This is a genomic window from Sphingopyxis sp. (genome assembly GCF_035944815.1).
Taxonomy (GTDB): Bacteria; Pseudomonadota; Alphaproteobacteria; order Sphingomonadales; family Sphingomonadaceae; genus Sphingopyxis.
On sequence record NZ_DASZAU010000009.1, the window covers coordinates 412836 to 426440 of the forward strand.

The 13605-nt window shown below is 64.8% G+C and carries 12 protein-coding genes; 7 read left to right on the forward strand and 5 right to left on the reverse strand.

Annotation, left to right across the window (positions count from 1 at the left end):
• Window positions 1–30 precede the first annotated feature (30 nt).
• The 4 genes from bamA (at window position 31) to rpmE (ending at window position 4249) form a co-directional block, all read left to right on the forward strand.
• A complete protein-coding gene (gene bamA / locus VGU00_RS12670; RefSeq protein WP_327469015.1) occupies window positions 31–2718 on the forward strand; it encodes an outer membrane protein assembly factor BamA in 2688 nt (895 codons plus the stop codon).
• Window positions 2718–3419 carry an OmpH family outer membrane protein gene (locus VGU00_RS12675; protein ID WP_327469017.1) on the forward strand — a complete coding sequence of 234 codons (702 nt, stop codon included), beginning with the start codon at window positions 2718–2720 and terminating at the stop codon, window positions 3417–3419. The genes bamA and VGU00_RS12675 overlap by 1 nt, the downstream gene beginning before the upstream one ends.
• Before the next feature lie 5 nt (window positions 3420–3424).
• Window positions 3425–3904 carry a 3-hydroxyacyl-ACP dehydratase FabZ gene (gene fabZ, locus VGU00_RS12680; RefSeq protein ID WP_327469019.1) on the forward strand — a complete coding sequence of 160 codons (480 nt, stop codon included), beginning with the start codon at window positions 3425–3427 and terminating at the stop codon, window positions 3902–3904.
• Window positions 3905–4021: 117 nt separating this feature from the next.
• Window positions 4022–4249 (forward strand): 50S ribosomal protein L31, encoded by a 228-nt coding sequence (rpmE, locus tag VGU00_RS12685; protein WP_058814783.1) that lies wholly within the window; start codon window positions 4022–4024, stop codon window positions 4247–4249.
• Between the two features lie 29 nt (window positions 4250–4278).
• Here rpmE and VGU00_RS12690 read toward each other — a convergent pair whose 3' ends face one another.
• Complete coding sequence (locus VGU00_RS12690) at window positions 4279–5751, reverse strand: glycerol kinase (RefSeq protein WP_327469023.1); 1473 nt, start codon at window positions 5749–5751, stop codon at window positions 4279–4281.
• A gap of 307 nt (window positions 5752–6058) precedes the next feature.
• On the opposite strand from VGU00_RS12690, the gene VGU00_RS12695 reads away from it, so the two are divergent.
• The 3 genes from VGU00_RS12695 to VGU00_RS12705 all read left to right on the forward strand — a co-directional run bounded on the left by VGU00_RS12695 (window position 6059) and on the right by VGU00_RS12705 (window position 10290).
• Window positions 6059–7450, forward strand: coding sequence for a DEAD/DEAH box helicase (locus tag VGU00_RS12695; RefSeq protein WP_327469025.1), 1392 nt, complete (start codon window positions 6059–6061; stop codon window positions 7448–7450).
• Between the two features lie 60 nt (window positions 7451–7510).
• Window positions 7511–9178 carry an MFS transporter gene (locus tag VGU00_RS12700; protein ID WP_327469027.1) on the forward strand — a complete coding sequence of 556 codons (1668 nt, stop codon included), beginning with the start codon at window positions 7511–7513 and terminating at the stop codon, window positions 9176–9178.
• Window positions 9179–9252: 74 nt separating this feature from the next.
• A complete protein-coding gene (locus VGU00_RS12705) occupies window positions 9253–10290 on the forward strand; it encodes an alpha/beta hydrolase (RefSeq protein WP_327469831.1) in 1038 nt (345 codons plus the stop codon).
• Here VGU00_RS12705 and VGU00_RS12710 read toward each other — a convergent pair.
• From VGU00_RS12710 to VGU00_RS12725, 4 genes are all read right to left on the reverse strand, one after another.
• Window positions 10244–10996 carry an alpha/beta fold hydrolase gene (locus VGU00_RS12710; protein WP_327469029.1) on the reverse strand — a complete coding sequence of 251 codons (753 nt, stop codon included), beginning with the start codon at window positions 10994–10996 and terminating at the stop codon, window positions 10244–10246. The genes VGU00_RS12705 and VGU00_RS12710 overlap by 47 nt on opposite strands.
• Window positions 10997–11044: 48 nt before the next feature.
• Window positions 11045–11287, reverse strand: coding sequence for a hypothetical protein (locus VGU00_RS12715; protein ID WP_327469031.1), 243 nt, complete (start codon window positions 11285–11287; stop codon window positions 11045–11047).
• Between the two features lie 112 nt (window positions 11288–11399).
• A complete protein-coding gene (locus VGU00_RS12720) occupies window positions 11400–12581 on the reverse strand; it encodes a glycosyltransferase (RefSeq protein ID WP_327469033.1) in 1182 nt (393 codons plus the stop codon).
• The gene (locus VGU00_RS12725) at window positions 12574–13584 is read right to left on the reverse strand and encodes an NAD-dependent epimerase/dehydratase family protein (protein WP_327469035.1); all 1011 of its coding nucleotides are present in this window, start codon (window positions 13582–13584) and stop codon (window positions 12574–12576) included. The genes VGU00_RS12720 and VGU00_RS12725 overlap by 8 nt, the downstream gene beginning before the upstream one ends.
• Between the last annotated feature and the right edge of the window lie 21 nt (window positions 13585–13605).

The window sequence follows — 13605 nt, forward strand, 5'->3', positions numbered from 1 at the left end:
GGTTTGTCGCTTTTGAGTTATTTTTTCGGGATGAACAGCGTGGCTTCACACAAATTCTCGGCGCGGACCCAGCTGTCGGCCTTCCTCATGGCAGGTACGATGCTCAGCGCGCCGGTGATGGCGCAGCAGGTCGCGCCGCCGACAGTCCCGGCTCCCGCGCCCGAAGCGGCGCCGGCGGCAACGACGGTCCAGTCGATCACCGTTGTCGGCAACCAGCGTCTCGAGGCGCAGACGATCCTGTCCTATCTGCGTTTGCGCGTCGGCCAGCCCTATGACCGCGCGACGCTCGATCAGGCGCTCAAGGACCTCGCCGCAACCGAATTGTTCAAGGATTTCCAGATCACCGACAATGCCGGTGCGCTGCAGATCCAGGTCACCGAGAACCCGGTGATCAACCGCGTCATCCTCGAAGGCAACAAGCGCCTCAAGGAAGACAAGATCCGTCCCGAGATCAAGCTCGCGCCGCGCCAGATCTTCACGCGCTCGAAGGTCCGCGCCGACGTCGCGCGCATCATCGAACTCTACAAGCGGCAGGGTCGCTTCGCCGCGACGGTCGAACCGAAGATGGTGTCGCTCGACCAGAACCGCGTCGACGTCGTGTTCGAAATCAACGAAGGGCCGAAGTCGAAGGTCCGCCAGATCAACATCATCGGCAACGAGAAGTTCAGCGACGGCGACCTCAAGGACGAGATGGCGACCAAGGAATCGGGCCTGCTGACGATCCTGTCGTCGAACACCAGCTACGATCCCGATCGTCTGGCTTATGACCAGCAAAAGCTGCGTCTCTTCTACCTGCAGAACGGCTATGCCGATTTCCGTGTCATTTCGGCGGTCGCCGAGCTGACCAGCAACAAGCAGGACTTCATCATCACCTATGTCGTCGAGGAAGGCGAACGCTACAAGTTCGGCGACGTCGACGTGAAGAGCGAGCTGCGCGACTTCCAGCCCGAAATGCTGAAGAAGCTGCTGCCGATGAAGAAGGACGACTGGTACGACGCGAAGCTGGTCGAAGACACCGTCGAGAGCCTGAGCGAGACCGCGGGCCTGTTCGGCTACGCCTTTGCCGATATCAATCCCGAATTCCGCCGCGATCCCGAAACGCGGACGATGCAGATCACCTTCAACGTCGCCGAAAGCCCGCGTACCTATGTCGAGCGCATCGACGTCAACGGTAACACGCTGACCCACGACAAGGTCGTGCGCCGCGAATTCCGCCTGAACGAAGGCGACGCCTTCAACAGCTTCGGTATCAAACGCACCGAGAACCGCCTGAACAGTCTCGGCTATTTCCAGGAAAATCTGGAAATCGAGCGCAAGGAAGGCAGCGCGCCCGACCGCATCGTCCTCGAAACCAATGTCGAGGAAAAGCCGACCGGCGAACTTTCGCTGTCGGCCGGTTTCTCGTCGATCGAGAATTTCCTGCTCCAGGCGTCGATCCGCCAGCGCAACTTCCGCGGCCTCGGTCAGCAGTTGCAGGCCTCGGTCAACTATTCGAGCTATTCGAAGTCGATCGAACTCGGCTTCACCGAACCTTATCTGTTCGACCGCAACATCTCGGTCGGCGGCAGCATCTATCGCCGCGATCTGAACTCGTTCAACTTCATCAACAACGATCGCCGCACGACCTTCGAACAGGTGACGACGGGCTTCCAGCTCAACGCCGGCGTGCCTCTCACCGAATTCATGTCCTTCTTCGCGCGCTACAGCCTCAATTATGACGATGTAACGCTCGACCGCGGCCTCTATTATTTCGGCGGCGAGTGCGATCCCTTCGTTGCGGGCCGCTATCTCTGCGACGCGATCGGCAAGCGGACGACGTCGCTCGTCGGCTATACGCTGGCCTATGACGACCGCGATAACCGCCTGCGTCCGACGCGCGGCCAGTCGCTTTCGCTCAGCCAGGATTTCGCGGGCCTCGGCGGCAGCGTCAAATATGTCCGCACCCGCGCCAACGCGTCGAAGCACTTCAACCTCGGCAGTCGTTTCATCCTGAACCTGTCGGCCGAGGGCGGTTATATCTATCCGTTCGGCGGCCGTCCGACGCCGACCAGCGACAAGGTCCGCCTGACCGACCGCTTCTTCCTCGGCGAACCGCAGATGCGCGGCTTCGACATCCGCGGCGTCGGCCCGCGCGTCATCCGCTACGGCGTCGACAACACGGACCCTGCGAATCCGAAGGTCATCACCGACGGCAGCGATCGCGGCCAGATCGACGATGCGCTCGGCGGTCGCGCTTATTATCAGGGTCGTCTCGAACTCGATATTCCGCTCGGCACCGGTGCCAAGGAACTGGGCCTGCGGCCGTCGATCTTCCTCGACGTCGGGTCGGTGTTCAGCGTGAAGCGCCCGACGCTGACGACGCTTGCGACTTTCACCGATCCCGCCGACGGCCTGACCAAGAATCTCTGTCGCAACTCGACGACGGGCAGTGTCAGTTTCGGTACGCTGGGCGCACCGATCGACCACGACAACAACCCGGCCACGCCGCCGGTGCCGCAGACGGCCTATACGAACTGCCCCGACGGGACGACGTCGAACCTGTCGCCGTTCGAGGAACGCTTCTTCGGTGATACGTGGATGCCGCGCGTCTCGATCGGCGCCGGTGTCAACTGGAACTCTCCTTTCGGTCCCTTCCGGATCGACTTCGCTTACGCCCTTCGCAAAGAAGAGGGCGATGATACCAAACGCTTCTCATTCAACGTAGGAACCCAATTCTAATGAAGAAAATTCTTGTCGCTTCGGCTCTTGCCGTTGCCGCCGTGTCGGTTTCGCCGATGTTCGCCGCTTCGGCGACGGCTCAGTCGACCAAGGGTTCGGCAGTCGCCGATCTCGAAGTCGCCGTCGCCCAGTCGAACGCCTACAAGACGGCCGTGACCCAGATCGGCACGACCTATAAGACGCAGATCGACCAGGTCGAAGCGCGCAGCCAGACGCTCGAAGCCGAACTCAATGTGCTGCGTGCAAAGGCCAATGAGGAATCGAAGAAGACGCCGCGCAATCAGGCGGCTCTCGATGCCGCGGTCAAGGCGTTCCAGGACAAGTCGGCGGCGGCGCAGCGCGAACTGGGCCAGTTGTCGCAGCCCTATGAAGTCGCGCGTACCTACGCGATCGACCAGATCAGCGTGCGTCTCGACGAGGCGGTCAAGGCCGGCATGACCAAGCGCAAGGTTGACCTCCTGCTCAGCTACAACCCGCAGATCGTTCTCGCCGCCGAAAAGAATGTCGACATCACCGATGCGATCGTCGCCGAACTCAACACGCTTGTTCCGAACGTCCAGATCGTTCCGCCGGCCGGTTATCAGCCCGGCCAGTTGATGCAGCAGAAGAATCAGGCCGCCGCTAACGCGGCCCGCGCTGCGCAGGGTACGGCACCGGCGACGCCGGCAGCGCCCGCCGGCACCGCGCCGACCACGCGCTAAACGCCATGACGGACGGGGAAAACGCGGCAGGGGCGATGGGCCCGGTGGATATCCGCCGGATCCTGACGCTGCTGCCGCATCGTTATCCGATGCTGCTCGTCGACCGGGTGGAATCGATGGTGAAGGATACCTCGATCCACGCGGTCAAGGCGGTGACGATGAACGAGCCCTTTTTTCAGGGGCATTTCCCCGGCCGGCCAATCATGCCCGGCGTCCTCATCGTCGAGGCGCTGGCGCAGGCCGGCGGCATTTTGGCAGTTGAATCGCTCGGCCTCGGCGGCTCGGGCAAGCTGGTCTATTTCATGGGCATCGACGGGGTGAAGTTCCGCAAGCCCGTCGAACCCGGCGTGCTGCTCGACCTGCACGTCACCATCCTTCAGGCGAAGCGGAATATCTGCAAGTTCGAAGGCAAGGCGATGCTGGGCGGCCAGCTGGCGACCGAATGCCAGTTCACCGCGATGATCGCCGATCCGCCGAGCGACTAAGCAACGCTTGCAAATTCAGGCTTTCGTCGTTAGGGGCAGCCGCTTCGCGGGCCCCGTGACGGGGAAAGCATCGACTCAGCTGCCGGTCGGTAACCGGCGGCGCAGGAGCCAAGAGACATGAAAAAAGACACGCACCCCGATTATCACATGATCACGGTCAAGATGACCGATGGCACCGAATATCAGACGCGCTCGACCTGGGGCAAAGAGGGCGACGTGATGACGCTCGAAATCGACCCGACGGCGCACCCGGCATGGACCGGCGGCACGGGCCGTATGCTCGACGCGGGCGGCCAGGTTGCGAAGTTCAACAAGCGCTTCGGTGGTCTCACCCTCAAGCGCTAAGCCGTGCCCCCGCGAAAGGGGGATCGGCTTCAGCCCAAAACCTTTGCAAGCGCGCTTTGCCACCCGGCAAGGCGCGTTTTGCGTTTGGCGGCGTCGAGCGCGGGCGTGAAGCGCGTTGCGGTCCCGCGCATCGCCTTTGCGGCGCTTGCCAGATCGGGATAGAGGCCCGCGCCGGTGGCTGCGAGCATCGCGGCGCCCAGCGCCGTACTCTCGACGAAATCGGGCCGCTCGACGACGATATCGAGCATATCGGCCAGATCCTGCGCCATCCAGTCGTTCGCCGCCATGCCGCCATCGATCCGTACCTCGGCCCAGTCGACGCCGTCGGCGGCGAAGGCCGACTTGAGGTCGTGCGCCTGATAGGCCTGCGCTTCGAGCGCGGCGCGCGCAACATGCGCCTTGCCGGTGGCGAAGCTCAGGCCCGACAGCGCCGCGAGCGCATCGGGGCGCCAGTGCGGGGCGCCGAGACCGGCGAGGGCGGGAACCAGATAGACGCCGCCATTGTCGGCGACCGAGCGCGCGAGGCCCTCGCTCTCGCCGGCACTCGCGAGCAGGCCCAGCCCGTCGCGGAGCCATTTGATCAAGCTGCCCGCGACGAACACCGATCCTTCGAGCGCATAGCTGCGGCTATCGCCTTCCTGCACCAGCACGGTTGCTAGCAGGCGGTTCGTCGATTGGGGGCGCGCGGTGCCGCTCGCCGACAATATGAAGGCGCCGGTGCCGAAGGTCGCCTTGGTTTGCCCCGGCGACAGGCACGCCTGCCCGATCGTCGCCGCCTGCTGGTCGCCCGCCATGCCGCAAATCGGGATGGCGCCGCCGAACAGCGCGGGATCGGTGGTGCCGACCGTCGTTGTACAGCCGGTGATTTCGGGGAGCAGGCCCATCGGCACGCCGAGCAGGTCGCACAGTTCGCTGTCCCAGCCGCCCTTGCCGTTGATGTCCATCAGCAGCGTACGCGATGCATTGCTCGCATCGCTGACATGCACGCCGCCGGTGAGGCGATAGACCAGATAGGATTCGACCGTGCCCACCGCGAGCCGGTCGCCGGCCTCGCGAAGCTGCGGCCAGTTCTCCAGCGCCCAGCCGATCTTCGTTCCCGAAAAATAGGGATCGAGCAGCAGCCCGCTCTTCGCTTGTGCCATCGCTTCATGGCCGGCCTTTTTCAACGCCGCGCAGTCGGCTGCCGAGCGCCTGTCCTGCCACACGATCGCATGCGCCAGCGGTTCGCCGGTCGCGCGGTCCCAGAATACCACCGTCTCGCGCTGGTTGGTGATCCCGATTGCGGCGATCTGGTGGGCGCCGCCGGCTTGCGCGATCATCTCGCGCGTGCAGGCGAGCGTCGCCTCCCAGATTTCGGCCGCGTCATGTTCGACGAGGCCGGGGGCGGGATAATGCTGCCGGATCTCGCGCTGCGCGCTGCCGAGCGGGGTGCCGTCGGCGCCGAAAAGCATCGTGCGCGTCGACGTCGTGCCTTCGTCGATGACGATGATCTTCTCGGCCATGATGCTCTCCCTGTTTCGCATTTGATGACGAAAGAAGGGCGCGGCGACAAGGTGCGCGACACTTACATTCGTAACCGACTTGCAAAATTGCGCCCCATATGCCATATATTGTGCAGCGCAGCATGGCGGGATCACCCGCCGCAACCACCGGCAGCGTGATTTCCCGCCCATATTCAGGCGCGGGCGAGCCGGACCAGCGCTTTGTCCCCAGAGGCACCCTTTCACGCGGGTCGTTTCGAACCCGCGGCCGTGCGCCGTCCGTTCGATCCGAACGGACGTCATGCGCGTCGCCCTATGTGAGTATCTTATGACGACTTTTAACGACTTTGGCCTGCACGCCGACATCAACCGTGCGCTTGCCGCCAAGGACTATACCCAGCCGACCCCGATTCAGACGCAGGCGATTCCGCCGCTGATGAAGGGCCGCGACCTGTGCGGCATCGCGCAGACCGGTACCGGCAAGACTGCGGGCTTTTCGCTGCCCTCGATCCACCACCTGATCACCTATCCGCACAAGACCAATCCGCGCAGCTGCCGGATGCTCGTGCTCGCGCCGACGCGTGAACTCGCGGCGCAGATCGCGCAGAGCTGCCGCGATTACGGCCGCTTTACCAAGCTGCGCGTCTCGACCGTCTTTGGCGGCGTGCCGATCAACAAGCAGATCCGCGACCTCGCGCAGGGCGTCGAAATCCTCGTTGCCACCCCGGGTCGCCTGCTCGACCTGATCGACCAGCGCGCGCTGCGCCTCGACGATGTCGAAATCTTCGTCCTCGATGAAGCCGACCAGATGATGGACATGGGCTTCATCCATTCGCTGCGCCGCATCGCGAAGCTGCTGCCCTCGCGCCGCCAGAACCTCTTCTTCTCGGCGACGATGCCGAAGGAAATCGCGCACCTCGCCGAACAGTTCCTCGAGGATCCGGTGACCGTGTCGGTGACGCCGCAGGCGACCACCGCCGAAAAGATCCGCCAGTTCTCGACCTTCGTCGAGCAGAAGGAAAAGCAGGCGCTGCTCCACCACGTCATCAAGACGTCGGACATCGACCGCGCGCTGATCTTCACCCGCACCAAGCATGGCGCCGACCGCGTCGTCCGCCACCTCAAGGGCGCCGGCATCGAAGCTTTCGCGATTCACGGCAACAAGAGCCAGGCGCAGCGCACGACCGCGCTGCAGGCCTTCCGCTCGGGCCAGGTGCGCCTGCTCGTCGCGACCGACATCGCCGCACGCGGTATCGACGTGTCGGGCGTCAGCCATGTGATCAATTTCGAGATCCCGAATGTTCCCGAACAATATGTCCACCGCATCGGCCGCACCGCGCGCGCCGGCGCCGAGGGCATCGCGATCAGCTTCGTTGCTCCCGACGAGCGGACCTATCTGCGCGATATCGAGCGCGTCACCCGCACCAAGTCCGAACCGATGGCGCTGCCCGAGGGCTTCAACGAACTCGTGCGCAACCTGCCCAAGCCTGCGGCCCCGCCGCGCGACACCGGCAGCAAGGGCCGCAACCCGCAGCGCCAGCGCGACGAAGCGCTCGCCGGGCGCGGAGAGGGCGGTCGTGGCGGCAACCAGCCGAGGGGCGATCGCGGTCCGCGCCGCGATGGTCCCGCCGCCGACGGCCAGCCGCAGCGCAAGCGGCGCTTCCGCCCGCGCAACAAGAGCGTCGGCGCGCACAAGGGCGCGGTCAAGCGCGTCGGTTGACGCTTGCCGTCCATCCGCTAGACCCTTCGCCCGACACGATAACGGGCGAAGGGGTAGCGGATGACGAACGGCGACGACGGGGCGGTAATCGATACCCGGCAGAGCGAGCGCAAGGTCATCCTGGCCTCGTCGCTCGGCACGGTGTTCGAATGGTATGATTTCTACCTCTACGGCCTGCTGGCGACCGTCATCTCGGCGCAATTCTTCTCGGGCGTCAACGAGACTACCGGCTTCATCTTTGCGCTCGCGGCCTTTGCCGCGGGCTTTGCGGTAAGGCCCTTCGGAGCGCTCGTGTTCGGGCGCATCGGCGATCTCGTCGGACGCAAGAACACTTTTCTTGTCACCATGGGGCTGATGGGGGCGTCGACCTTCCTCGTCGGCGTCCTGCCAAGCTACGCCTCGATCGGTGTCGCGGCGCCGATCATGCTGGTGCTGCTTCGCCTGGTTCAAGGGCTCGCGCTTGGCGGCGAATATGGCGGCGCTGCCACCTATGTCGCCGAACATGCACCCGACGGCAAACGTGGGCTTTTCACCAGCTTCATCCAGACGACCGCGACGCTCGGCCTGTTCGCCGCGCTCGGCGTTGTGATTCTGATCCGCTCGGTTCTTGGTGAAACCGCCTTCGCCGACTGGGGCTGGCGCATTCCCTTCCTGATTTCGGTGATCCTCCTCGGCGTGTCGCTCTGGATCCGACTCCAGCTCGAGGAAAGCCCTGTCTTCAAGCAGATGAAGGAAGAGGGCACGACGTCGAAAGCGCCGCTGACCGAAGCCTTTGGCCGCTGGGAAAATCTGAAATGGGTGATCGTCGCCCTGTTCGGGGCCGTCGCGGGGCAGGCGGTGGTCTGGTACTCGGGTCAATTCTATGCGCTCTTCTTCCTGGAAAAGACGCTGAAGGTCGACGGCGCGACCGCGAACATCCTGATCGCCATCGCGCTCGCGCTCGGCACGCCATTCTTCATCTTCTTCGGCTGGCTGAGTGACAAGGTCGGCCGCAAGCCGATCATCCTCGCGGGCTGCGCGCTTGCCGCGCTCACCTATTTCCCCGCCTTCCAGATGCTAACCAGCGCCGCGAACCCTGCGATGGCGAAGGCCCAGCAGAATGCCGCGGTGATCATGGCGGCCGACCCCGATGCCTGCGCCTTCCAGTTCGACCCGATCGGCCGCAACAAGTTCGAAAGCACTGGCTGCGACATCATCAAATCGACGCTGGCAAAGGCGGGCGTCAGCTACACCGCTTTCACGCGCGAGCGGATGACGGGCGACCCGGCGCGGGTACGGATCGGCTCGCGGGTGCTCGCCGCGCCCGACCCCTGGCGGTTGGCCGAGGAGGATCGGGCGAACGCCATCGCATCATTCCGTGCCGAACTCGCCGATGCGCTGACCGACGCTGGCTATCCGGCAAAAGCCGATCCGAAGGCGATCAACAAGCCGCTCGTTGTCGCGATCCTCTTCTACCTCGTGTTGCTGGTGACGATGGTCTACGGCCCGATCGCCGCGCTGTTGGTCGAGCTGTTCCCGAGCCGCATTCGCTACTCCGCCATGTCGCTGCCCTATCATATCGGCAATGGCTGGTTCGGTGGTTTCCTGCCGACGACCGCCTTCGCGATGGTCGCGGCGACGGGCAATATCTATTACGGGCTTTGGTATCCGGTCGTCATCGCGGTGATCACGCTCATTGTCGGCTTGCTCTTCCTGCCCGAAACCTTCCGCCGTTCGATCCATCATTAGGGTCATGACCCTAAAGCTGGATTGACGAGGCGGGCCCTTGCGTTACCATCGCAGGCAGCCTTGAGGGGGGCGTGATGATTGCCGACGACGACGAATTCGATCCGCCGCCACCGCGGCGCCCGCTGCTCCGTCGCAAGCGGGTCCTGATCCCGCTCGGGCTGTTGCTCGCGATCCTTGCCGCTTTCCTCGCGCTTCGCACCTCGGACACCGACCGCGACGAGATGATCGCCAAATATGGCGGACCCGACGCGGCCTTCGTCTCGGGCCCCGCGGGCCAGCGAATCCATTACCGCGATCAGGGCAAGCGCGACGGTCCCGCGATCGTCCTGCTCCACGGGTCGAACAGCAGCCTCGATACATGGGAACCGCTTGTGAAGCGGCTGGGCGGGACATACCGGATCGTCACGCTCGACCTGCCCGGGCATGGCCTGACCGGCAGCACGCCCGACAAGGATTACAGCGCGGCCGGGATGATAGCCGCGGTCGACGTCGTCGCGGCGAAAACCGGGCTCGACCATTTCATTCTCGGCGGCAATTCGATGGGCGGCTGGGTCGCCTGGCGCTACGCGCTCGCGCAGCCCGGACGTGTCGATGCGCTGTTGCTGCTCGATGCCGCTGGCATGCCGCTGCGCAAGGGCGAAAAGGCGCCGCCGTCGAATATCGGGTTCCGCGTGCTCGAATATCCGTTTGGCCGCTGGCTCGCGACGCAAATCACACCGCGCGCGCTGGTCGAGGAATCGCTGCGCGGGTCGGTCGAACGACAGGCGATCGTCGACGATGCGATGATCGATCGTTACTGGGAATTGCTGCGCTTCCCCGGCAATCGCGAGGCGACGGTGCTGCGCGCGCGCATGGACCGCGAACCCGCGATGGCGGCGCGGGTTGGTGAGATCGAGGCGCCGACGCTGATCCTGTTCGGCGACAAGGACCGGTTGATCAATCCGACGGCGGCGAAGACGTTCAACGAACGTATCGCGGGGTCGGAGGTCGTGCTGTTGCCCGGTATCGGCCATTTGCCAATGGAAGAAGCGCCCGACGCCACGGCCCGGACGATCGCCGATTTCCTTACGCGGCGGCTTGCGCCGTCGCCGGCAGGTCCAGAAACGCGCTGATCCGCGCCGCGATCGCGGCCGCGTGGGTAAAGGGAAAGAGGTGCGATCCCGGCACCATTTCGAGCAGCGCGCCGTCGATCTGCTCGGCCAGCATCTGGCCATAACAGGCGGGCATCACGCCATCCTGTTTCCCTGCCAGCACCAGCGTCGGAATATTCTTCAGGCCGGACAGGAAAGCGACGCTCGTCCAACCCGCCATCGCCGCGGTCTGATATGCGATACCAAGCGGCGTCGCGGTCTGGATCTTCAGGCCGCTCGCCAGCATGTCGTCGTCGAACATCGCGGCCCAGCCGATGCCCGGCGCGCCCATGACGGGGGTCGTCGCCATCAATATCATCCGGCGCACGCGGCCCGGAAACTGGATCGCGATCTGCTGCGCCAGCGCGCCGCCCCAACTGAAACCGGCAAGGTCGACCTGCTTGTGGCCCAACCGGTCGGCGATCTCCATCACGACGGCGGCGATCGTCGGCGCGCCGTAGGGGAGAAGCGCGTCGGGCGATCCGCCGACGCCGGGCATGTCGAGTGTCCACACCTCGCGGCCGTGAATCTGGGCGAGCAGCGGAGCGGCGGCCGCGAGATCGGCGCCGATCCCGTTCAGGAACAGCAGCGGCGTACCGGGCGTGCCCTCACGCCAGCGTGCGACCCGCAGCGACAGGCCGTAGACATGCTCGGTGCTGATGGCCGGCCGGCCGCTGATCCTGCTCATGCGCTGTGCCTTCGCATATCCTGATGACAGGCGAAAGGCCGTCGTGGTTCAGCCGGCTCGTTTTGCTGCGTCGGCGGCCGCCTGTTCGTAACGCAGGCAATCGAATATTTTCGCGCCCGCAAGGAATACCGAACCGGTGCAGGCGAGCAGCAACAACTTGCCGCCCGTGCCAGGATATTCATGGATATAGGCCGCACCGCGCGCCATCGCGCCGACCGCCAGCGCATAGATGATGAGGCAGGCCTCGAAACGGGTCTTGATGACGAACAGGCGTCCGATCTTTTTCAGCATCACCATAGCCTAAGCAAGCGCCGTGCCACTGGCGCAAATGCGGGATTCGGCGCGCCGGGCTTATGGTAAACTGTAAGTTAATCCGACAAATTAGGGAAGTGACGCGCAATCCCTACCGCCGCTTCGAGGCGATCGCATCGAGGAGGGCGTCTTCATATCGTTCGGCGATAACAGGCCAGTCGAGGGACGCAGCGGCGGCGAGGCAGGCGGGGCGCTGCGCATCGACGCGGGCGGGGTCGGCGAACAATTCGGCCAGTTTCCCGGCTAGCGTCGCGGCATCGACCCGGTCGAGCCAATATCCCGTCATGCCTTCGTCGATGAGCGCGGGGTCGATGCCCTGCGGGTGCCGGAAGGCGACCACGGGAAGGCCGCAGGCGTGCGCCTCGTGCACCGCGATGCTGCCGCCCCCCTCGCTCGTCGACGGCTGGACGCTGATCCATCCCTCGCGCATCCGGGCAAATGCGGTGCGGGCATCCTCGACCGTCCCGGTAAATTCGACCCGCCCGGCGACACCCAGCGCATCGGCCAGGGCTTCCAGCCGGTCTTGCTCGGACCCGCCGCCGAGAATGGTCAACCGCGCGTCGGGATGGCCGCTCGCCAACAGCGCAAAGGCTTCGATCAGCAGATGCACATTCTTGTGGGGGACCAGCCGGCCCCAATAGACGATCTCGCCAAAACGCCGCACGGTAGGCCCGGTGCCGATGTCGTTCAGCGCGACGCCATTGGGCAGGTCGCGCAGCCTTGCCGGATCGGCCCCCCGTTCCAGCGCTGCCGTGCGCGTCTGCGGCGATATGCACGCGATCATGTCGGCGCGGCGCAAGATCGCGCGCTCGATCGCGCGCCCGACGCCGCCGATCGCCCCGCCATAATAGCTGCGCCAGAATTCCCCCCATACCTCCCAGCAATCGACGATGATAGGGACATGGTGCGGCGTGCGCCACCGGGCGATGAAATAGTGCAGCCATGGCGTCTGGCCGAGCAGCACGACATCGGCCTCGGGCCAGTCGGCGCGATACAGTCCCCACAGGAAACGCGCGGTCCGCCACAGCCCGCGCCGCGGTGTCGAACGCGGCGGCGGTTCGCGTCCGACGCCCGTGACACGCACGCCGCCCGTCATCTGACCGGCCGCGCCATCGTCGCCGACAAGTCCCAGCCAGTCGACCTTCCATCCGCGCGCGGCCAGGCCCTGCGCGATGGCACCGAGCCGGGTCTCGGCGCCGCCCTTTCGCCAGGGCGGCACCCCGTCATAGACGATCAGCACGCGTTGCGGGCGGCTGGCCGCGCCGTCACGCACGATGGAGGTGCGCGATCTCGCTGTGCCGGCCCGATTCCTCGTCGTGGCTTTGCCAGGGCCAGCGGGCGCCGTGGTCGGCGAACCAGCCGATCGTCCGGCGCAGTCCTTCGTCGAGCGGGACCTGCGGCGTCCAGCCGGTCAGCGCGCGGAGCTTCCCGTTGTCGCACCGGATGACATCGATCTCGTTGCGGCGGAACCGCGCTTCGTCGCTGTGCACGACCGGGGTTTCGTGTCCCATCAGCCGTCCGATGCGCTCCGCGAGCGTGCCGATGTCGATCCCGACGCCGGACCCGACATTGACGACATCGCCGGCGGAGGTGGATGCGGTCAGCAACAGGCGCAATGCCTCTGCGCTGTCTTCGACGAAGGTCAGGTCGCGGACGGGGCGAATGTCGCCGATCGACACGTCCGCCGAGTGGTAAAACTGGTCGATCAGTTCGGGAACGATATAGGCGTGGGTTTCGCGCGGGCCATAGCAGTTGAACATGCGGGCGATCAGTGTGGGAACGCCATGTTCCAGCGCGAATGTCTCCATCAGCCGGTCGGCGGCGAGCTTCGACACGGCATAGGTGTTGGCGGCGCCAAGCGTGCTTTCCTCGTCGAGAGCGATGCTCTGGCTGCCATAGACCTCGGCCGTGGACAGGTAGAGGAATTTGACGATTCCCGGTTGCCGGCACGCCTGGAGCAGGTTGAGATGGGCGTCGAGATTATTGCGAAAGAAGCGGGCCGGCGCATGATAGGCGGCGGGGATATAGGTATCACCGATGCAACTGACGACATGCGTCGGCTGGACCTTCATGACCACCGCGCGGATATCTTCCGCGATCGATGCGTCGCATTCGACGATGTTCACCGATGCCGCGACCTCGGCGAGATTGGACCGCGCCCCGGCGAGGAAATTGTCGACGACCGTGACCCGGTGGCCATGCGATACGAGATTCCGGACCAGACTGGAGCCGATAAAGCCTGCGCCTCCGGCAACCAGGATATTCAAACCCATCATGTTTCTCCCCGCGGCAACTTT